We start from the raw sequence: 20592 nt of genomic DNA on the forward strand, positions 1-20592 counted from the left end.
AATGACCACGATTATTCGCGGCGCTCAGGTGCTGACGATGGCTGGGCAAAGCTACCATCCCGGCCTTGTGGCCTTTGATGAGGAAGGTATCATTACGTGGGTGGGACCCGACAAGGGGATCCTGCCCCCTTTTTTAACAGACGAGAATGTCCAAATCATCGATGGAACAGGTAAGCTGCTGTTACCGGGTTTCATCGATGCCCATTGCCATGTAGGCATCGTAGAGGAAATCGCCCCTGTTGAGGGGGATGATCTAAACGAAACTTCTGATCCCATCACGCCTCATCTGCAAGCCTTAGACGGCGTCAACCCCTCTGATCCGGCCTTTCAGGATGCCTTGTCAGGAGGCGTCACGACAGTCTGCATCTTACCGGGGAGTGCGAATGTCATCGGTGGACAGGCTGTGTTGATGAAAACAGGCGGTCCTCTGGCAGAGCGGGTTCTGCAAAATCGAGGGGCCATGAAAAGCGCCCTCGGGGAAAACCCAAAACGGGTTTATGGCAAGCAGAAAAAAGCGCCGATTACACGGATGGCCTCAGCAGCGCTTTTGCGAGAAGCGCTGGTGCGGGCAAAAGCCTATCGAGACAAGCAGGTTCATGCCGCAGCCGACCCTGCGAAAGCGCCGGAACCTGATTTGCGCTGGGAGGCACTCCGGCCCGTGCTGGATAGAGAGATTCCCTTGCGGATCCATGCGCACCGGGCAGACGATTTGCTGACGGCGCTGCGCATCGGAAAAGAGTTCGGTCTTCAAATGGTCCTGGAGCATTGTACGGAAGGTCATCTCATCGCCGGCGAGGTGGCCCAAGCAGCCGTTCCTGCCGTCGTCGGGCCCTCCTTAGTAAACCGCGCCAAGGTAGAAATGAAGGAAATCAGCCCGGCTACCGCCGGCGCTTTAGAACGGGCCGGTGTTCTGGTCGCCTTGATGACCGATCACCCTGTCATCCCCATCCAATACCTTCCCCTGTGCGGTGGTCTCGCCGTCCGCTTCGGAATGGGGGAGGAAGCAGCCCTTAAGGCGATCACTATCAATCCGGCTCAAATTCTGGGAATCGACGATCGATTGGGGAGCCTGGAAAAGGGCAAGCAGGCCGATATGGTCCTATGGGATGGTCATCCCTTTGATACACGCAGCCGAGTCGAACGGGTTTGGGTCAAAGGCATGGAGTTTGTTGGAAAATAGTACTTCTACCCATTAATCCCCAAATTTCCTCATACTTTTTCGAAACATGGCAGGAATTCTAACAAAAAACTAGAATTGGTAAATACAAGATGAGATGGTAAAAAGTATGTCGGAAATTGTCGAGTTAAGTCGAGGGGGTTTACAGGGATGAAGTCAGATAGAAAGATATTGGTAGTGGATGACCAGACTGGTGTCCGTTCACTTTTGCGAATCATCCTTCAGGATGCTGGCTATGAAGTGATCGCTGTGGGCAACGGGCTGGATGCATTGCGAAAAGTGGAAGAATTAAATCCCCCTCTCGTATTAATGGATGTACGCATGCCTGGGTTAGACGGCTTTCAAGCCATGGAGCGGATGTTGAAAATCAATCACGACATCAAAGTCGTTTTAATGACTGCTTACTCCGATGAGGCCTTGATTCAACGTGCCTTAGAACAAGGTGCCATCGATTACTTGACCAAACCCTTCGACGTATATGAATTACGAAAACGGATCGATACATTGTGGGAAACTGTCATTGAGGAGAGTCGATGGAACAAGTCTCCAGAGAGGGAAGGAAACCTACGGGTATGTAATTCTTGACAAGTTTTTTAGCGAATATAAAGGTTGCCCTTTCGGGGCGGCCTTTTCTTTTTTGCAGGGTTTTGCTATTTTATATGTTTTCGTGTAGGATGGAAATAGGAGGGGTACTTGTGAGTCGTCAAAGGGAACTAGCTGATTATGAGTCCCTTACCAAGGAATGCCGGGCTTGTCCGTTACGGGACGGTTGTAATCAGGTCGTTTTCGGAGAAGGGAACCCGGAAGCTCGTCTCATGCTTGTCGGTGAAGGTCCTGGAGCCGATGAAGACCGTTTAGGTCGTCCATTCGTCGGCGCCGCTGGACAGTTATTAAACAAGATTTTAGATGCTGGCCGCTTCCCGCGGCATGAGGTTTACATATGCAATGTCGTCAAATGCCGGCCGCCGTCGAATCGCCTACCCTTACCGAACGAGGTAAAAGCCTGTTTGCCCCACTTAGAACGGCAGATTGAACTGATCAATCCAGAGATCATCATCTGCTTAGGGGCCTTGGCTACGCAGGTATTGGTCGATCCGAAAGCCCGGATCACTCGGGACCGGGGAAAATGGGTCCGTAAAGAGGGACGGCTGATCATGCCCACATTCCATCCGGCGGCGCTGCTGCGGGATCCGTCGAAAAAACGGCCCGTCTGGGAGGATATCCAAAAGGTGATGGCTGTGTATCATGAGGAGTGGAAATAATAGCGATTGGGCGCCGCTTTCGCAAATCGCTGACTTTTCCATTACACATCCGATTTTGCATAAAGACGCTCATCCCACTGGACGTGGCTGAATTAGTGTGAAAACCGTATTTTTTAGGATAGGGCAGTAGCCCATAGTTTTAGATTAAGGAGCTCTTACGCTTGTACGAATCATCTTGGCAAGGATTTTTACCGGACGAGAGGGCCACAGAAGCACTGGGAGGTTGGTTGGCTCAGCGGGTGAGGCCCGGCGATGTTTTGCTGTTATACGGTGATTTGGGCGCCGGGAAGACGACCTTGGTTCGGGGGCTGGCTCGCAGCTTAGGTTATGAGGGACGGGTGACGAGTCCGACCTTTACCTTGGTGCATGAATATGAGGGGAGCCTTTCCCTGTATCATTTTGATCTTTATCGCCTCGACGATCCCGAAGAGGTCTGGGATATCGGTTGGTCCGATTATCTTCGGGGAGACGGGGTGCTCTGTGTCGAGTGGCCTGAACGGCTAGATCATCTGTTGCCTGAAGAGGCGTTGACGATCCGGTTAACACGAGACGATTCGGCTACTGCCGACGAAGGCCGTCGTGTGGAGTTGATTGGTCGCGGCGAAAAACCGCTGGCCTTGGTAAAGGAGTTGGAAACGGCGTGTACCTCTTTGGACTGGATTGCTCCACTCGGGTAACCGGCATGGCTATCGTCGATGACAGCCAGGTTGTGGCCGAGATTTTTCTACATAATGACCGACCTCACTCGAAGCGCTTAATGCCAGCGATGGAGCAACTCTTTTCCCTGGCAGGGCTTACACTGCAAGATATGCATGGACTAGCCATCGCTACGGGGCCAGGCTCCTTTACAGGCTTGCGCATCGGCATGGCAACGATTAAAGGGATGGCTCAACCGCTCGGGCTGCCGATCGTCGGCGTGCCTACGTTAGATGCGTTGGCTCGTAACGCCTGGCCTTATGAAGGGATTGTTTGTCCCATCTTGGACGCCCGCAAGTCGGAAGTGTACACGTGTCTTTACCGCAGCGGCCCCGAAGAAATGGAAAAGGTGACCGATTACCAGGCTATTCACCCTGAAAAACTCATGGAACAACTTCGCTCCTATTGGGCTGAAGCGGAAGCAACTGATGCAGGCAGAGCGAAAGAGAGCCGGACGGTCCTTTTCGTCGGAGACGCGGTGCCTGTGTATCGGGAACTGTTTACAGAGGGACTGAAGGAGAAAGCGCTGTTTGCAGCCGCTGAAACAGGCTATCCGCGAGGAAGTCAGGTGGCTCGCCTCGGTTGGGAACGGCTTCGCCAGGGCCACAGAGACGATCTGCACCAGTTAGCCCCCTTTTATCTGCGTCAATCGGAGGCAGAAGTGAATTGGGCCAAAAAACAGGGCTGCTTGCCAGGGGTGTGAACGATGAGAATTAAAGGCGGCAAGGTTTCCTTTCGGCCCATGACGATAGACGACCTCGATGCGGTCATGGAGATAGAATGCCAATCCTTTCCGACTCCATGGAGCCGTAGTTCTTTTGTCCTCGAGTTAACAGAAAGCAGCCTCTCCCATTACTGGGTTTGCCTCTTTTACCCGGAGACCTCGCCGGATCTGGAACAGGGCCGGGTGATCGGCTATGCGGGTACATGGGCCATCTTGGATGAAGTCCATATTACCACCATTGCGATTCACCGGGACTGGCGAGGAAAGGGACTCGGCGAAGCCCTGTTGAACTTCATCTTTTTGGAGTCCATCCTCAAAGGCGGCGAGCGGATCACCTTGGAGGTTCGCCCGTCCAATGAGAGTGCCATTGCTTTATACCGCAAGATGGGTTTTCAAGACGTGGGCCGTCGTCGCGGTTACTACACCGACACCGGTGAGGATGCGATCATCATGTGGCGGGATTTGCGTAAACCAGAAGGGGAACAGCAGGGCAAAGCAGGATTTTGATGTCTCCATGACGAAGACAAAGGTGCGACCTTTCCAGTATTTTCAGAAAGGCAGGTAGGGTACCTATGAACGTCGGTGAAAAAATGGTTTCTCCAGCGATTACGACAGGGCTGACAACACCGATTCGTGATGCCTTACAAGTCATGACTCAGAAGACGGTTCGAAGACTGCCCGTAGTCGACCATCATGACCGACTGGTTGGGATCATAGCCTTTCATGATATCGACAAAGCGATGCGTTCAGCCGGTATTATTCCCTTGACCCCCGTCGAATGGGTGATGACAAAAAATCCTGTCTATTGCGAAGTGCAGACCCCTTTAGCCGATGCGGTGCGCCTAATGAGACGGTATAAGGTCAGCCTTTTGCCCGTTTTGGAAGGGGAAAAAGTGGTGGGCATTCTTTCGGTCAGCGATGTGCTCGATTTGTGTGCCCAGTTACTCGACGGAAGCAATTGAGAAAACTAGCCTAACCCTGCTTGGTGGCAGGGTTTTTCGATCCTTCTCGTGGCGAAAAGAAATAAGGCCACGCCGGCGAAAAGAAGGGATGGATAATATGCTGATTGTGGGGGAGAAGATTAATACTGGTCGCCCCGGCATTGAAGGAGCCATTATTTCCCGGAACGTGGCCCACGTACAGGATCTTGCCCTGCGTCAGAAGCTCTGTGGTGCTGATGTCTTAGATCTAAATTGTACGACCATGCGCTACCGGGAACCGGAGGGGCTCAGCTGGCTTGTGGAAACGGTCCAAACGGTCGTCAATGAGCCGGTATGTCTAGACAGCCCCAACCCAGTCGCCTTAGAAGAGGCGTTGAAAGTGCACCGGGGACGGGCCTTTATCAATGCTATTTCGGCGGAAGATACACGGTACCGGACGTTGATCCCTTTAGTAAAAGAATATCGTTGCAAAGTGATCGCTCTTTGCCTGGACGACCGAGGCGTCCCTGAGACGGTCGATCAGGAAATCGCTGTAGCCAACCGGTTGATTGAACGGTTGACACAAGATGGCGTCGATGTAGACGATGTTTACCTCGATCCCTTGATTCGTCCCGTCGGGCAGGGAGAGCACTTGGGGAACTTCAGTCTGGAAGTCATCCGGCGGCTACGCAGCGAATTTCCTACCATGCACATCATCTGTGGAGTCTCGAACATTTCTTACAGTTTACCGGCCCGTGCTCTGCTGAACCGCACCTTTCTCACGCTGGCCATCAGCGCCGGCCTAGACGGAGCCATCCTCGATCCGGAAAACAAAAGCTTAATGGCGTCGTTGCGGGCTGCAGAGGCGCTGCTGCAAAAGGATCCCGGCTTTCGTCGATATGTGCTCGCTTTTCGGGAAGGGCAGCTAACGTAAACTCCCTCAAGAGTGGAACTTTATGTAGCTTTAGGTGAGAATGTCTTGCAAAAGACCATCGGAAAATCCATCGCTGAGAGAAGGTGTTCCGCTTGACCCATCTCTTTGACAGCCGCCAGTTTGCCAAACTAGACAATCCGCGAAGACGGGAATTACTCCCTGTCGACAAGATACTCGATCTGTTACGGGTCGAGAAGGGAAGTTATCTCGCCGATCTCGGATGCGGTATTGGCTATGTTAGCATCCCTGCCGCTGAAAAAGTCGGACCGGAAGGTCACCTATTTGCCCTCGACCTGCAAGAACAGATGATCATCGAGGGACGCCGGCGAAGCCAGACTGCCGGACTTCGAAACATCGCTTGGATACTGAATCCAGAAGATTCCCTTCCCCTTCCGGCTAGTTCTGTAGATGCAGTGATCATGGTCGCTGTATTTCATGAGTTAGAAAACCGAAGTGGTTATGTGGAGGAAGCCCACCGCATTCTTCGTGCAGGCGGGCGGTTGGGGATTGTAGACTGGAAGCCTGGATTTATGGAAATAGGACCTCCCCAGGACCATCGAGTAGCGCCGGTGGAAGTCGAGGCGTTGCTCGCACAAGGGCATTTCAGGGATTTGAATACGACGGACATCAGTGAAGGCTATTACATGACAGTCGGCCAGAAAAGAAACCCCCTTTAGGTTGCTATTATACCTGTACGGGGTATAATACATATAGATACCGGTTTATGAAAAGGGGGAGTATTAAGGATGAAATGGGCTGTCGATGAACAAGCCAAGCCGAAGCTGGCCGAGTGGAACAACGAAGTGACTGTCGAACTGCAGCGCTTATGTTCCGGTGGGTGAACACCGTTAGATACATTTGTCCCCTCGGTCCGAGGGGGCTTACCGGAAGAACCTGAATATTTCCTGACTGCCAAAGTTGACGAGGTAACGATTCATTACCCTCGGATTTTGAAGTTGATCGATCAAAATAAACCTGCCCGGCTGATAAAAACCAAATGGCTCTTCGGCGGGGTCGATGTAGAAAACGTCCGGGTTTGGTAGAGGTGTTTACATTGACGTTATTTTCATTGCGTGGACCGGCCCGTGAGGCCGGTCGCTTTATATTGGGACTGGAAACGAGCTGTGATGAGACATCGGCAGCCGTGTTGAAAGACGGGAAGGAAATCCTGTCCAATGTGATTTCCTCGCAGATCGCCACCCACCAGCGCTTTGGCGGCGTCGTTCCCGAGATCGCCTCGCGGAAACATATGGAGAATATCACCGGCGTGGTCGATAGCGCCCTTGAAGAGGCAGGTATCGGCTGGGACGATCTGACGGCCATCGCTGTGACGAGCGGGCCGGGCCTTGTGGGGGCGCTCCTCGTCGGAGTTGCCTATGCGAAAGGGGCAGCGATGGCCCGAAAACTGCCTTTGGTCGGTGTTCACCATATTGAGGGGCATATCTATGCTAATTTATTGACGGAGAGGGAGCTTTCTTTTCCCTTGCTCTGCCTGGTCGTATCGGGTGGACATACTCACCTCGTACGTCTTTTGGAGCATGGACGTTTGGAGATCATCGGTTCTACCCGTGATGACGCTGGCGGGGAAGCTTTTGACAAGGTCGCCCGGGCACTGGGGCTTGGTTATCCCGGCGGTCCTCTGATCGAGAAGCTGGCGAGGGAGGGCACTATCGACGCTTATGATTTGCCTCGGGCGTGGCTCGAAGACAGCTATGACTTCAGTTTCAGCGGCTTGAAATCAGCCGTCCTTAACCTGCTGAACCGGGCGAAGCAGCGTGGTGAAGAGATCGACAAGGCTGGTTTGGCCGCCTCTTTTCAGGAGGCTGTCGTCGATGTGCTCGTTCAAAAGACCTGTCGCGCAGCTCGAGAGTCTGATGCAGCGACGGTGCTGCTTGCCGGCGGTGTAGCAGCCAACGGGTACCTGCGGGACCGTTTGCGTGAAGCCTTGGGTGCCGACGGACGACGTCTCGTCGTTCCTCCCCTGATCCTCTGCACCGATAATGCAGCCATGATCGCCTGCGCTGGATATCACCGGCTGATGCGGGGAGAGACAGCCGCTGTCGATTTAAATGCTGTGGCCGATTGGCCTCTGGGGACCTGAAAGGAGAAGAAACATGCACGACATCGCCGAAGAGATTCTTCATTACGGACGTCTGCTCATCACCAAAGGTCTGGTGACAGGATCGGGAGGAAATATCAGTCACCGGTTGCCGGAGGGGAATAAGATCCTGATCACCCCTAGCGGCATGTCCTATGACAAACTGGTTCTCGACGATTTGGTAGTCTTGGATATTGCCTCCGGTGAAGTGGTTTCGGGCCATCGAAAGCCCTCGATCGAGCAGGGGATGCACCGGGCGATTTACTTACATCGCCCCGATGTGAATGCGGTGATTCATTGCCATTCGAAATATGCCACGGCGGTAGCTACGACGCGCAAGGACTTTCCTCCGGCTCTGGACAACATGGTCACCTTCTTCGGCGGCGGAGTGAAGACGGCTCGCCATGCAGCCATTGGCACCCCTGAATTAGCCAAGCATGTCATCGAGGCGTTAGGCGATGCGCCCGTGGCGCTGTTGGCCAATCACGGCTCTGTCGCCGTGGCAAAACGACTGGATCAGGCTTTTACCTTAGCGGAACTGTTGGAAGAATGTGCCATGGTCTACCTGTTGTCCTTTTTAGCCGGTGGTCCTGTGGTGCTCACCGACGAAGAAGTGGAGCACGAGCGGAACTGGTTATCCGGTAAATACGGTTTAAAATAGTACTTTCTTTTTCTACGACAGTTCTATTTCATAGGGGGAGTCCAACAGAACATAGTTCGGAAAAAATCCTGATAAATCGGGACTTCTGTCGTATTTTCCAGAAAAAACCGGGAGCGTAGTCCCGGTTTTTCTATTGTCAAGAGGCAAACAGATCTTCGATTTATCCCCACTGTGGATGATTTTCTCTGTGGATAATGGGGATAAGTATGTTGGTAAGTGAGTTACCAGGGATTTTCATGTGGAAAGCTTTTGGTATAACTCTGGAAATAGCTGGTTGTGGATAATGGGGATAAGTCGTTTGAACCATTGATATTCCTGAAAAGAGTTTGTGGAAAAAGATGTGGATGGCTCTTGCGCGACGATTTTCGAGGATAACAGACATTTTCGACATATGTTCTGTCTTTACAAACAAATTCAAGCTGGCTTCCTGTATAATTCACCTTTCGTGGATCATAATGGATAAGAGGTAAGCGAAAATAACTCGAACAAGTTGTCTTTGGCGATTAAATTCGTTTGAACTTTTCCCACGAAGGCAGTGGAACTTGTAGATAGGTTCCATCTGGCAGTCAGTCCAGTGAGTCGGACGACAGGAGGGAGGCAGGATTTTTGACCGGATTGGGCGAAAGATCCAAAAGGTGCTTTATTATACCTTTCGACGGAAAGGAGAACAGGAATGCTCAAGGTAACCTTTTTTAGTCACTCCGTCTTCCTGCTTGATGATGGCCGGTACAAAGTACTGATCGATCCCTTCTTTACGGGAAATCCTCTTTCACCTGTCAAGGCGGATCAGGTCTCCGCCGATTATATTCTCGTCACCCATGCTCACGGAGACCACTTTGGCGATGCGCTCACGATTGCCAAGCGGTGCGGCGCTACCATCATCGCCCCTAACGAATTGGCCGTCTATTGCCAGAGCAAAGGCGCCAAGGCCCATGGAATGCACATCGGCGGCAAACGAGATTTCCCCTTCGGTCGAGTTCGCCTGACCGTGGCTTTGCACGGTTCCGGTACGGTTGAAGATGGTCGTCCCATCGAATTGGGGAATCCCTGCGGCTTTTTAGTCCATATGGGCGGAAAGACCCTTTACCATGCGGGCGATACCGGTCTGACTCGTGACATGGAACTGATCAGCATGTGTTTTCTGAAGGGCGCCCGATTAGATCTGGCCTTGTTGCCGATCGGTGATAACTTTGTCATGGGACCTGATGACGCCTTGTTCGCCACAAAACTGCTGCACCCAAAGCAAGTCGTTCCGATGCATTATAATACCTTCGCGGTGATCACCCAGGATCCCCAGAGCTTTAAAAAGGCGGTCTCCGAAAACACCGATTGTCTCTGTCAAATCCTCGAACCGGGCGAGTCCTTGACGTTAGACGATTTTTAGACGTCGAAAGATTTATATCCAACTGTTGCTCACGGCGACCTCCCGCCCAAATCGCTCACTCCGTCATTACATCCCAGATTATTCCTCCAAGTGCATGCAAAAAAGAGGCGCTTCAAAAACCCCTGTGGGTTTTGAAAGCGCCTCTTTTTTGTGTAAAAAGGGTAAGCCCTTATCGGAGGTAGGGCTTACCCCTGTTTATGCAATGGTGATTATGTCATGAAAGATGGTTGTTCAACCGATGTCGAACATGTTTTCCCTCTCCGAGGGCAAATTAAAATGTGAACGATAACGGGAGAGGAAATCCTCTAAAGCGCCTCGATGCCGCTCCATTTCAGCGACCCACTTATGTAAAGACTCAACACCCTTGCTCGTCAGTTCATAGCAGCGTTTGGCCGGACCGCTTTCACCGGTCTGCCAGTTCGATTGCACAAGATGTTCATCTTCCATCTTACGTAAGGTTCGATAAATAAGGGCGGCGTCTGTCGGTCCGTCAAGCAAACGTAGGTCGCTGATTCGCTCCATCAATTCATACCCGTACGAAGGTTTTTCCGAGAGCAACAAGAGCAGGGCCGGCTGGACGAATCGGTTGATCCGGCCAAAGGTGTACAGGAGAGAATTGTCATCGGGTTGACGAGAATCAGCTAGGCGGGACATAACCAAGGTCTCCTTTCGAACAGATCAGAACTCATATCTATATTATGATCAAGGAGCCTCAAATGTCAAAAGAGAGAGTCGAAAAAAATGTGTCAAAGTTTATGCAAAAGTTGCAAAAAAGGTATTGCAAGTGGAAACTATCGCATGTATAGTTAAATTACAGATAGACAAACATTCATAGGATATCGGACAAAAGATATCCCTGGTTGCCCAACGCACATAATTGACATCAAAGAGTACAAAAGGGGATGAGGACGTGAAGTTTTTCAAGGTGCCTGAGCCGACAATCATGCGTTTGTCCCTCTATTCGCGAATCCTTGAACAGATGGAAGATCGTGGGGTCCCGATCATTTCTTCGGTCGAACTGGGTGACGCCGTAGGAATCAATTCGGGAGTCGTCCGTAAGGATTTGTCCATGTTCGGTGAGTTTGGCGTTCGCGGCGTTGGATATAACGTACGGGAACTGCGGGACAACATTCGCAAACTTTTGGGGCAAGACCGCAACTGGCCCGTAATCATCGTCGGCGCCGGCCACTTGGGCTCTTCTTTAGCCGCTTATCCGGGTTTCCAACAGCGAGGATTCGATGTCGTCGCTATGGTAGATACGGATCCGGAGAAAATAGGCACCCAAGTGATTGAAAGACCTGTTGTTTCGTGGGAAGAAGCAGAGATTTTGATCAAGGAACATGGCGTACGGATGGCTATCCTCGCCGTACCGGTTGATGCCGTGCAAAGCGTGGCTCAGCAATTGACCGACCTTGGTGTAGAAGCGATTCTGAATTTCTCACCGATCATCTTAAAAGGACCATCCCATGTACAGGTCCAAAATGTCGATTTGACTGTATACTTCGACTTAATGCGCTTTACGCAAAACCTCAATACGAATGGCTTACGACCTCAGGCAACTACCGTTCGCGGCATTGCCTTTCGCTGATATCCGCCTCCGTTACTTGTTCATATGTTTTGAAAGGCCGGCTTCATGCCGAGCCTTTGTTTTTTTTGTGGAATTGACTAACTTTTCAGATGAGTTGTAATATTGTTTCGACAGGGGAAAACCGACATTTATCACGAATCTATATTTAGAGACCCTTTGAAACAAAGGATGTTGGATTTTGAACCAAGCTGAAAAACAAGCATGGAAACAAAAAATACGACAAAGCGTACTCGCTCTTCGCAGCAGACAGACCCATCAGGAAGTCGCCGAAAAGAGTTCTACCATCGTCAAGAACCTGTTGTCTCATACCGCTTACAATCGAGCTAAGATGATCATGACTTATGTCGACTTTCGGCAGGAAGTAGAGACAAAAAGCTTGATTCAACAAGCCCTGCTAAACGCCAAAGGGATCGCCGTCCCAGTGACGCAAAAAGAGGAACGACGGCTGATTCCTGCGGCGATCTTCAATTATCCCGACGACCTGCAGCCTGGCACTTGGGGCATTTTGGAACCCCGCCAAGTACAAGCTGTGCCCGCTCAAGAGATTGACCTGATCGTGATCCCTGGTGTTGCTTTCGACCTGAGGGGGAACCGGTTGGGATACGGCGCCGGCTTTTACGATCGATTTTTGCCGTCCTTGCCGCCGGATACACCGAAGATCGCCTTCGCCTTTGAGTTGCAGCTCATGGACGAGCTCATCTCTGATGAACACGATATCCCCATGGACTTGATCATTACAGAATCTCGGATTATCAACTGCAGGGAGGGACAAAGCCTTCATGTGTAACTGCTCTTGCACCGGCGAACCGGCTCTATCTGAAAAAGACAGGCGACTGGTTGAGTTGCTGAACAAATACCGCACCGTACCGGGGGTGCTCATTCCCGTCTTGCAGGAAGCCCAGGAGATATACGGTTATTTGCCGGCAGAAGTGCTGCAAAAGGTCGCCCGAGAACTGCAGATTCCCTTGGCGAAAGTCTACGGCGTCGTTACCTTCTACTCCCAGTTCCACCTAAAACCACGGGGCCGCAACATCATCCGGGTCTGCTTAGGTACGGCTTGCCATGTCCGCGGCGGCGACAAAATCTTTGCAGCCTTGCAAAAGGAACTGGCTGTCGATGACGGAGAGACGACGACGGATCTGCGTTTCACCTTAGAGTCTGTTGCTTGTATCGGCGCTTGTGGATTGGCGCCGGTGATCATGATCAATCACGATACTCATGGACGGTTGACGCCAGAAAAATTGACTGGGATTTTAGCGAAATACGAGTGAGGAGGTACCCTACGGTGCAAAACCTGATGGAAGCCTGCTGCCGTCAATGTACCCATAGCCCACAGACTCCTTGCAGTGATTACATCTCCTGTAGGCTTGAGGGTCCCCTCTGTCATGATAGCGCACTTTGTAAGGAATCGAGAAAAGACTGGATTCGAGCTATCCAACAGCCAGCGGAGGGAAAAAAACGCCTGCTCATCTGTGCAGGGACCGGGTGCATCGCATCGGGAAGCCGCCCTCTCAAAGAGCACTTGGAAACGGAGCTGACGGCCCGGGGACTGCGACAAGATGTAGATATCATCTTGACCGGCTGTCATGGCTTCTGTGAACAAGGGCCGATCCTGATCGTCGAGCCCGGTAAAACCTTCTACTGCCGTGTGCAGACAGAAGATGTCGATGAAATCGTGGAACAGCACCTTCTCCGGGAGGAGAGGGTTGACCGGTTGTTATACCGAGAACCGGGAAGCGGTGAGGCCGTGTTCGCTTATCCGGAAATCCGCTTCTATGCCCTGCAAAAACGGATCGTCTTGCAAAACTGCGGACACATCAATCCTGAGGACATCGGCGAATACGTGGCCTCGCAAGGGTACCAGGGTTTGCGTATGGCTTTATCGATGGAGCAGGGCGCTGTGATCGAGGAACTGAAGCGTTCGGGGCTGCGAGGCCGCGGCGGGGCCGGGTTCCTGACCGGTATGAAGTGGGAATTCACCGCGAATGCGCCTGGTGAAAAGAAATATATCGTTTGCAATGCCGATGAAGGCGACCCCGGTGCCTTCATGGACCGCTCGGTCCTCGAAGGTGACCCTCACGCCGTCATCGAGGGGATGCTCATCGCTGCTCACGCCATCGGTGCTGATGAGGGATACATCTATGTACGGGCTGAATATCCCCTGGCGATTGAACGCCTGCAAATCGCCATCAGCCAGGCCAAAAAATACGGACTTCTAGGGACAAACATCTTGGGAACAGGGTTCAATTTTAATCTGCACATCAAAGCCGGTGCCGGCGCTTTCGTCTGCGGCGAAGAGACAGCTTTGCTGACTTCGATCGAGGGCAACCGCGGGATGCCCCGGGTAAGACCGCCCTTTCCCGCTGTCAAGGGGCTCTGGGACAAGCCGACGAATATCAACAATGTAGAGACTTACGCGAACGTACCACACATTTTGCGGCGCGGTGCCGATTGGTATGCCCAAATGGGTACAGGGACGTCGAAAGGTTCAAAAGTCTTTGCCCTGACGGGAAAAGTGAACAACACGGGCCTGGTGGAAGTACCGATGGGTTTATCCTTGCGGGAGATTATTTTTGATATCGGCGGAGGGATTCGAGATCATAAGCCCTTTAAAGCGGTGCAAATCGGCGGTCCTTCCGGCGGCTGCTTGCCTGAGTCGATGCTAGACCTGCCTGTCGATTACGATTCCCTCACGGCAGCCGGTGCGATGGTCGGTTCCGGCGGTCTCGTCGTTATGGATGAAGAGACCTGTATGGTCGATATTGCTCGATTTTTCTTAAGCTTTACCCAGAAGGAATCCTGCGGCAAGTGTACCCCCTGCCGGGAGGGGACGAAACGGATGCTGGAGATTCTGACCCGGATGACCCAAGGGGACGGCCGTCGAGGAGACGTAGAAGCGCTCGAAGAATTGGCCCAAGTCGTGAAGGATTCCTCCCTTTGCGGACTTGGTCAGACCGCTCCCAATCCCGTGTTGACGACACTCCGGTACTTCAGGCACGAATATGAAGCCCATATCCAAGAGAAGCGCTGCCCTGCTGGTGCTTGCTCGGCGCTGCTCACCTATCAGATTGAAGCGGACAGATGTATCGGCTGTACCCTCTGTGCCCGGGTCTGCCCGGTCAACTGTATCAGCGGCAAACCGAAAGAAGTTCACCTGATCGACAGCACCCGGTGCATCAAGTGTGGAGCTTGCAAGGATAAGTGTAAGTTCAACGCTGTGTCACGCCGGTAAGGAGTGTGGCAATGATGCAAGATAGGACGAAGAACAAAACGGTGAAGACTGTGATGACAAAGCAGGTAGAGATGGATACGAAGAAAAAGCAACTGGTGACGCTGACGATCGACGGTCTGGAAGTGACTGTACCGGAAGGCACGACGGTGTTGGAAGCGGCCCAAAAGGTGGGGATTTCGATTCCTACATTGTGTCACGATCCGGAGTTGTCTAATCCCGGTTCCTGCCGTCTTTGTGTTGTAGAAATTGAACTCAACGGGCGGAAGATGCGGAATCTGCCGCCGTCCTGTGTGACGACCGTCAGCGGCGGGATGGTGGTGCAGACGCAGACAGAGGCCGTACGAAAAACCCGCAAGACGATTCTCGAACTTCTCTTGGCGAATCACCCGAAAGATTGTCTGCGCTGTGAGCGGACCGGCAACTGCCGCTTGCAGTCGTATGCCTACGAATACGGCGCTGACTTTCCCCTGTCCGGTTCGGCCCTCGATGGAGTGCGCCAGAACTACGCCTTCGACGACAGCAATCCCTTTATTTTGCGGGATATGAACAAGTGCATCCTCTGCGGCAAGTGTGTTCGCGCCTGTGGAGAAGTGCAGGGACGGTTCGTTTTGGATTATGCCCACCGGGGTTTTGTGACGAGAGTTGTTCCAGAGATGGATCGGGAACTGAGAGACACGGCTTGTGTCTACTGCGGTTCCTGTGTCTCCGTCTGTCCCACCGGCGCCATCATCGAAAAGAACAAAGTAGGTAAAGGCCGGGCCTGGGATATCCGGAAGGTTCGCACCACCTGCCCCTATTGCGGTACCGGGTGCAATTTCGATCTGGAAATTGCCCGGCGGTCCGACTCTAAGGGGCAAATGCGGGATGAAGTGATCGGTGTCGCTTCTTCTATTGATGCACCAGTCAACGGGCGGGCCCTCTGTGTCAAAGGACGATTTGGGATGGATTTCATTCATCACCGTGATCGCCTGACCACTCCCATGATCAAAAAGGATGGACAGTTTGTGGAGGCCTCTTGGGAGGAAGCCCTGACTTTGGCTGCTGCCCGCTTACAGGGTATCCGTGCTGAATATGGCGGTGATGCTTTCGGTGTCCTCGCTTCGGCCAAAGCCACCAATGAAGAAAACTATCTCTTAAATCGCTTTGCTCGGGCCGTTCTCGGCACGAACAACATCGACCACTGCGCCCGCCTCTGCCACAGTTCGACGGTGGCCGGCTTAGCGGCGTCCTTCGGTTCCGGTGCCATGACCAATCCGATCGAAGACATCGCCAAGACCGATTTTATGCTCGTCATCGGTTCCAATACGACCGAGTCCCATCCGGTCTTAGCCCTTTCCATGTTACGGGCGATCCGGCAAGGAACTCCTTGTGTAGTCATTGACCCCCGGAAGACAGAGCTGGCGGCATTGGCCTATAAGCACTTGCCCCTAAAACCGGGCAGCGACTTAGCCCTTCTGAACGCGATGGCCCATGTAATCATCACCGAGAGGCTCTACAAAGAGGACTTCATCAAGACTCATACGGAAGGCTTTGAAACCCTGTGCGAAGCCGTCGCAGAAACGACGCCCGAATGGGCTGAAAGCATCTGTGGTATTGAGGCCGATTTGATTCGAGATACGGCCCGCCGGTATGCCGGGGCGAAAAGAGGCTCCATCTACTACACCATGGGGGTAACCCAAAAACACACCGGTACCCACAACGTTATGGCTATAGCTAATTTGGCCTTGCTGACCGGTCACATCGGAAGAGAAGGGACTGGCGTCAACCCCTTGCGAGGGCAAAACAACGTCCAAGGTGCCTGTGATATGGGGGCGCTGCCCAATGTGTTCCCTGGTTATCAGCCGGTCACCGACGCCAGCGTACGGGAAAAATTTGCCCGAACCTGGGCTGTGAAGGTAGATGCCTTATCCGAACGTCCCGGCCTTACCGTCGGCGAAATGCTGCAAGGCGCTCACGAGGGCCGGCTTAAATCGATGCTGATCATGGGGGAGAACCCGGTCATCTCGGACCCCGACAGCCAACACGTCATCGACGCGTTGGAACAGCTTGACTTCCTTATCGTCATAGACATCTATTTAACCGACACTGCCCGCTATGCCGATGTGATTTTCCCGGCTTGCTCTTTTGCCGAGAAGGAAGGCACCTTCACAAACACAGAACGGCGGGTGCAACGGGTTCGCCGAGGGATTCAACCGGTCGGCGATTCCCGGCCCGACTGGCAGATCATCGGTGACCTTGCAGCCGCGATGGGGCAAGATTTTCCCTATACGGACCCGGCATCCATCATGGATGAAATCGCGATGACGACACCTTCCTACGGCGGTTACAGTCATAAGCGGCTTGATAGGGAAGGCCCTCTCTGCTGGCCTTGCCCGGCGGAGGAGCATCCCGGTACACCGCGACTGCACACGAACGGCTTTGTACGGGGAAAAGGCAAGTTTCACGCTGTTCCCTATCTACCCCCGGCGGAGCAGCCTGATGACGAGTACCCACTCATCCTCTCGACAGGTCGGCGCCTCTTCCACTACCATACGGGTACCATGTCTCGCCGTTCCGGCTTAGAAGAAGTCTATCCGGAAGAACACCTGGAGATTCACCCTGACGACGCCGGCGCCCTCGGCTTGAAGGACCATGACTGGATACGATTATCGACTCGGCGGGGAGCTATCGAGATACCCGTTCGGACGACCGACCGCATCGTCGCCGGCATGGTCTTCGCGTCTTTCCACTTTGTCGAGGCGATGATCAACAAGTTGACCAATGCTGTGACCGACCCCATCGCCAAAATCCCGGAACTCAAGGTATGCGCCTGCCGGATAGAGAAGATCGATGGCCCGGAAGGGTACGTTCCTCCTGCTCATAAACGTGTACTTTGGTGATGTTCAAAACATCCAAGTAAACAGCGGAGACCTAAGTCTAAAATTGCGACTTAGGTCTCTTTTTTCCGTTTTACCTTTCATGGAAAGGGTATAATCAGACATAAGAAGGTAAGAACCAATTTCGCTTGTCCAGGGTTGTTGGACAAGAAATTCCTTTCAGCCGGTGCTTGATAAAGAACAGCAGGTTTTTTTTACTTTTTGCAGAAGTAATACCAGTTAACGCTTGATTTAGCCATATTGGTTTTGAAGGAGCCATGTTTCGTGAAAAATTCTGTCTTTATGGTCATCGATGGCAGCAGTTTGCTCCATCGAGCCTTTTACGCGCTTCCGCCTATGTCCAGCTCTCAGGGGGTGCCTACCAATGCCGTTTATGGTTTCTTGACGATGTTCGAGCGGCTACGCCGGGAATACCAGCCTGAGTACCTGGCCGTTTGTCTCGATAAGAGCCGGACGACCTTCCGCACGCAAACCTTCGAGGGTTATAAAGCACAGCGAGGGGCTACACCTGATGATCTGCGGCCCCAATTCGGGTTGCTCAAAGAGGTGATGGCGGCCCATGACATCGGGGTGTACGAGCAGGAAGGTTTTGAAGCCGACGATATCATCGGCACCTTGAGTTGCCTGGCCAAAGAAAAGGGGATTTACACCCTCATCGTCACCGGTGACCGCGATGCCTGGCAGTTGATATCGCCCGGTGTGGAAGTCTTGCTGACTCGCAAGGGCATCAGTGAAGTGGAACGGTATGATGAGGAGGCTTTAAAAGAGAAAGTCGGCCTTTCGCCGAAGCAGATCATCGACCTAAAAGGCCTTATGGGCGATACCTCCGATAATATCCCCGGCGTTCCCGGTGTCGGTGAAAAGACGGCACTGAAACTGTTGGAGCAGTTTGGGACGATGGAGACTCTTTATGACCGGGTAGAAGAAGTGAAGGGTAAGCTCAAGGAAAAGCTGGTCACCCACAAAGAGCAAGCCTTTTTGTCGAAAAAACTGGCCACCATCGTCTGTGACATGGATATCGCTATCGATTGGGAATCCCTCAAAAGGATGCAGGCAGACCCTGCGGTGCTGCGCAAGCTCTACACAGACTTGGAATTTCGCTCACTTCTGAAAAACCTTCCTCTTCCCGAAGGGGAAGAGTCTGCTGAAGCGGTGCTCTTTGCGAAGGAAGGGAACGAACCGCCTAACAAACAGGCAGTTTTAGCCAAAGGGTCCACAAAGGAAACAGACGGAAGCATCGATGTTCAAGTCGATGCTCCATTGAACGTCTCCTATCAGAAAGTAGAAGACGAAGGTCAGCGAGATGAGATGCTGGCAGAACTGATGCGTCTAGGGCAAGAACCGGGCTACCGGACGGCTATATTGGCAGCTTGGGAGGGACCGCCGCGCAAAGGCCTTTTGAAGCAAATGGCTCTCGCAGTTGGGCAGGAGGCTCACCCCGAACCGCCCCGTGTTTGGGTGGTCGACGATCCGGGACCTATCTTTGCTGAGGCCAAGCCTTTTTGGTCCTCTGAGAAGCATCGAAAGCTTTTTTACGATGTAAAGTCCCTATGGCTGCTGGCTCGTCAGGAAGACGTGGAAATTCAGGGCATCGACGGTGACGGACTCATCGGTGCCTACCTGTTGGATCCCTTGGCGAACAACTACTCACTGGCCCGGTTGGCTCACGAACTGATCGATTGGAAGATCTCGCCCGAAGCGGGCAAGCAAGTCTTACCGGCTGAAGACGCGGCTTTGGCCGTTGCCGGGCTCTTTCATCTCACTCCTGCCATGGAAGCGAAACTGGGGGAAGAGAGCCTCGGCAAACTCTACCGCGATGTGGAACTCCCCCTGGCTCCCATCCTCGGCTCCATGGAGTGGATCGGAATCAAAGTCAACCCCAAGGTCCTTCAGGACATGGCCGGTGAACTGAACAGCGATATTCAAAAGCTTCAGGCGGAGATTCACGAACTAGCCGGTGAGACTTTCAACATCAATTCGACCCAGCAGTTCGGCAAAATCCTCTTTGAAAAACTAGGTCTGCCCGTGATCAAACGGACGAAAACTGGTTATTCGACAGACGTCGAGGTGCTGGAAGAACTGTCCGACCGTCATCCCATCGTGCCTAAAGTACTCGAGTTCCGCCAGCTCATGAAGCTGAAATCGACCTATGTGGAAGGGCTGCTGCCGCTCATCGACGGTCCGGAAGGACGAATTCACACCAGCTTTAACCAGTCCGTCACCGCTACAGGCCGACTCTCCTCAACAGAGCCGAACCTGCAGAACATACCCGTTCGTCTGGAACAAGGCCGCCACATCCGTAAAGCTTTTATCGCTCCCGAGCCCGGTTGGACCTTGTTGGCTGCCGACTACTCTCAAATCGAACTTCGTATCCTGGCCCACCTTTCCGACGACCCATCCTTTAAGGATGCCTTCGCCAAAAACCAAGATATTCATACCCGAACAGCCAGTGAAGTCTTCGACGTGCCCATGGGAAATGTGACCCGCGAAATGCGCCGCCGAGCGAAAGCGGTCAACTTTGGCATCGTCTATGGTATCAGTGACTTTGGTTTGAGCCGGGATCTCGGTGTCACCCGGGGAGAAGCGAAGGAATATATCGAAGGTTATTTCCGGCGTTATCATGGTGTCCGTGGATATATTGACCGCATCATCGCGGAAGCCCGCCAGCAAGGATTCGTAACGACCCTCTTAGGACGCCGCCGCCGCCTGCCCGATCTCTTTGTCAAAAACAAAATCCGGCAGAACTTTGGTGAACGGACGGCCATGAACACACCCATCCAAGGGACTGCGGCAGACATCATCAAGGCAGCTATGGTGAAGATCCCGAAGGCCCTCAAAGATCATGGACTGAAAACCCGCATGCTGCTGCAGGTTCATGACGAATTGATCTTTGAAGTCCCCGAAGAAGAACTGACTGTCGTTGCCCCACTGATTAAGAGAATCATGGAAAAGACGATCGAGATCAGCGTTCCACTCACGGTCGACGTAAAAAAGGGAGCCAACTGGTACGATATGAAGCCCTATACGTTGGAGGAATAGC

19 protein-coding genes are annotated in these 20592 nt (G+C 52.7%); 18 read left to right on the plus strand and 1 reads right to left on the minus strand.

The window, feature by feature from the left end:
- Position 1 precedes the first annotated feature (1 nt).
- From GJ688_RS08060 to GJ688_RS08115, 12 genes are all read left to right on the plus strand, one after another.
- A complete protein-coding gene (locus tag GJ688_RS08060) occupies positions 2 to 1180 on the plus strand; it encodes an amidohydrolase (RefSeq protein ID WP_155476039.1) in 1179 nt (392 codons plus the stop codon).
- 147 nt (positions 1181 to 1327) lie between these two features.
- Positions 1328 to 1762, plus strand: coding sequence for a response regulator (locus tag GJ688_RS08065; RefSeq protein ID WP_155476040.1), 435 nt, complete (start codon positions 1328 to 1330; stop codon positions 1760 to 1762).
- A 110-nt stretch (positions 1763 to 1872) separates the two neighbouring features.
- Complete coding sequence (locus GJ688_RS08070) at positions 1873 to 2439, plus strand: uracil-DNA glycosylase (RefSeq protein ID WP_328597334.1); 567 nt, start codon at positions 1873 to 1875, stop codon at positions 2437 to 2439.
- Positions 2440 to 2600: 161 nt separating this feature from the next.
- Positions 2601 to 3116 carry a tRNA (adenosine(37)-N6)-threonylcarbamoyltransferase complex ATPase subunit type 1 TsaE gene (gene tsaE, locus GJ688_RS08075; protein WP_155476042.1) on the plus strand — a complete coding sequence of 172 codons (516 nt, stop codon included), beginning with the start codon at positions 2601 to 2603 and terminating at the stop codon, positions 3114 to 3116.
- On the plus strand, positions 3080 to 3838 hold the full coding sequence (gene tsaB, locus GJ688_RS08080) for a tRNA (adenosine(37)-N6)-threonylcarbamoyltransferase complex dimerization subunit type 1 TsaB (RefSeq protein ID WP_155476043.1): 759 nt from the start codon (positions 3080 to 3082) through the stop codon (positions 3836 to 3838). Before tsaE ends, tsaB begins: the two co-directional genes overlap by 37 nt.
- Before the next feature lie 3 nt (positions 3839 to 3841).
- On the plus strand, positions 3842 to 4366 hold the full coding sequence (gene rimI, locus GJ688_RS08085) for a ribosomal protein S18-alanine N-acetyltransferase (protein WP_155476044.1): 525 nt from the start codon (positions 3842 to 3844) through the stop codon (positions 4364 to 4366).
- Between the two features lie 65 nt (positions 4367 to 4431).
- Positions 4432 to 4821, plus strand: coding sequence for a CBS domain-containing protein (locus GJ688_RS08090; RefSeq protein ID WP_155476045.1), 390 nt, complete (start codon positions 4432 to 4434; stop codon positions 4819 to 4821).
- Positions 4822 to 4918: 97 nt separating this feature from the next.
- Complete coding sequence (locus tag GJ688_RS08095; RefSeq protein WP_155476110.1) at positions 4919 to 5713, plus strand: methyltetrahydrofolate cobalamin methyltransferase; 795 nt, start codon at positions 4919 to 4921, stop codon at positions 5711 to 5713.
- A gap of 92 nt (positions 5714 to 5805) precedes the next feature.
- Positions 5806 to 6390 carry a class I SAM-dependent methyltransferase gene (locus GJ688_RS08100; protein WP_170291789.1) on the plus strand — a complete coding sequence of 195 codons (585 nt, stop codon included), beginning with the start codon at positions 5806 to 5808 and terminating at the stop codon, positions 6388 to 6390.
- Positions 6391 to 6767: 377 nt separating this feature from the next.
- Positions 6768 to 7814, plus strand: a complete 1047-nt coding sequence (gene tsaD, locus GJ688_RS08105; RefSeq protein ID WP_235910852.1) for a tRNA (adenosine(37)-N6)-threonylcarbamoyltransferase complex transferase subunit TsaD — start codon at positions 6768 to 6770, stop codon at positions 7812 to 7814.
- Positions 7815 to 7827: 13 nt separating this feature from the next.
- A complete protein-coding gene (locus GJ688_RS08110; protein WP_170291790.1) occupies positions 7828 to 8472 on the plus strand; it encodes a class II aldolase/adducin family protein in 645 nt (214 codons plus the stop codon).
- Between the two features lie 673 nt (positions 8473 to 9145).
- The gene (locus GJ688_RS08115; RefSeq protein ID WP_155476049.1) at positions 9146 to 9856 is read left to right on the plus strand and encodes a metal-dependent hydrolase; all 711 of its coding nucleotides are present in this window, start codon (positions 9146 to 9148) and stop codon (positions 9854 to 9856) included.
- Between the two features lie 231 nt (positions 9857 to 10087).
- On the opposite strand, the gene GJ688_RS08120 is transcribed toward GJ688_RS08115, so the two are convergent.
- Positions 10088 to 10510 carry a PadR family transcriptional regulator gene (locus GJ688_RS08120; protein ID WP_155476050.1) on the minus strand — a complete coding sequence of 141 codons (423 nt, stop codon included), beginning with the start codon at positions 10508 to 10510 and terminating at the stop codon, positions 10088 to 10090.
- Between the two features lie 256 nt (positions 10511 to 10766).
- Here GJ688_RS08120 and GJ688_RS08125 point away from each other — a divergent pair, with 256 nt between their 5' ends.
- The 6 genes from GJ688_RS08125 (at position 10767) to polA (ending at position 20591) form a co-directional block, all read left to right on the plus strand.
- Positions 10767 to 11444 carry a redox-sensing transcriptional repressor Rex gene (locus GJ688_RS08125; protein ID WP_170291791.1) on the plus strand — a complete coding sequence of 226 codons (678 nt, stop codon included), beginning with the start codon at positions 10767 to 10769 and terminating at the stop codon, positions 11442 to 11444.
- 178 nt (positions 11445 to 11622) lie between these two features.
- Positions 11623 to 12231, plus strand: a complete 609-nt coding sequence (locus GJ688_RS08130; protein WP_155476052.1) for a 5-formyltetrahydrofolate cyclo-ligase — start codon at positions 11623 to 11625, stop codon at positions 12229 to 12231.
- Positions 12224 to 12715, plus strand: coding sequence for an NADH-quinone oxidoreductase subunit NuoE (nuoE, locus tag GJ688_RS08135; RefSeq protein ID WP_155476053.1), 492 nt, complete (start codon positions 12224 to 12226; stop codon positions 12713 to 12715). The genes GJ688_RS08130 and nuoE overlap by 8 nt, the downstream gene beginning before the upstream one ends.
- A 14-nt stretch (positions 12716 to 12729) precedes the next feature.
- Positions 12730 to 14676 (plus strand): NADH-quinone oxidoreductase subunit NuoF, encoded by a 1947-nt coding sequence (gene nuoF / locus GJ688_RS08140; protein WP_328597335.1) that lies wholly within the window; start codon positions 12730 to 12732, stop codon positions 14674 to 14676.
- Between the two features lie 71 nt (positions 14677 to 14747).
- The gene (fdhF, locus tag GJ688_RS08145) at positions 14748 to 17555 is read left to right on the plus strand and encodes a formate dehydrogenase subunit alpha (RefSeq protein ID WP_155476112.1); all 2808 of its coding nucleotides are present in this window, start codon (positions 14748 to 14750) and stop codon (positions 17553 to 17555) included.
- A 261-nt stretch (positions 17556 to 17816) separates the two neighbouring features.
- Positions 17817 to 20591 carry a DNA polymerase I gene (gene polA / locus GJ688_RS08150; protein ID WP_170291792.1) on the plus strand — a complete coding sequence of 925 codons (2775 nt, stop codon included), beginning with the start codon at positions 17817 to 17819 and terminating at the stop codon, positions 20589 to 20591.
- The last annotated feature ends 1 nt before the right edge of the window (position 20592 follow it).

Source organism: Heliobacterium mobile, from assembly GCF_009720735.1.
In the GTDB taxonomy this organism is placed as follows: domain Bacteria; phylum Bacillota; class Desulfitobacteriia; order Heliobacteriales; family Heliobacteriaceae; genus Heliobacterium; species Heliobacterium mobile.

Excerpts from the sequence above, each read along its gene's own strand:
- GJ688_RS08060 (WP_155476039.1), top strand. The coding sequence starts at position 2 with ATGACCACGATTATTCGCGGCGCTCAGGTGCTGACGATGGCTGGGCAA.
- GJ688_RS08065 (WP_155476040.1), top strand. The coding sequence starts at position 1,328 with ATGAAGTCAGATAGAAAGATATTGGTAGTGGATGACCAGACTGGTGTC.
- rimI (WP_155476044.1), top strand. The coding sequence starts at position 3,842 with ATGAGAATTAAAGGCGGCAAGGTTTCCTTTCGGCCCATGACGATAGAC.
- GJ688_RS08090 (WP_155476045.1), top strand. The coding sequence starts at position 4,432 with ATGAACGTCGGTGAAAAAATGGTTTCTCCAGCGATTACGACAGGGCTG.
- GJ688_RS08095 (WP_155476110.1), top strand. The coding sequence starts at position 4,919 with ATGCTGATTGTGGGGGAGAAGATTAATACTGGTCGCCCCGGCATTGAA.
- GJ688_RS08110 (WP_170291790.1), top strand. The coding sequence starts at position 7,828 with ATGCACGACATCGCCGAAGAGATTCTTCATTACGGACGTCTGCTCATC.
- GJ688_RS08115 (WP_155476049.1), top strand. The coding sequence starts at position 9,146 with ATGCTCAAGGTAACCTTTTTTAGTCACTCCGTCTTCCTGCTTGATGAT.
- GJ688_RS08120 (WP_155476050.1), bottom strand. The coding sequence starts at position 10,510 with ATGTCCCGCCTAGCTGATTCTCGTCAACCCGATGACAATTCTCTCCTG.
- nuoE (WP_155476053.1), top strand. The coding sequence starts at position 12,224 with ATGTGTAACTGCTCTTGCACCGGCGAACCGGCTCTATCTGAAAAAGAC.
- fdhF (WP_155476112.1), top strand. The coding sequence starts at position 14,748 with ATGGATACGAAGAAAAAGCAACTGGTGACGCTGACGATCGACGGTCTG.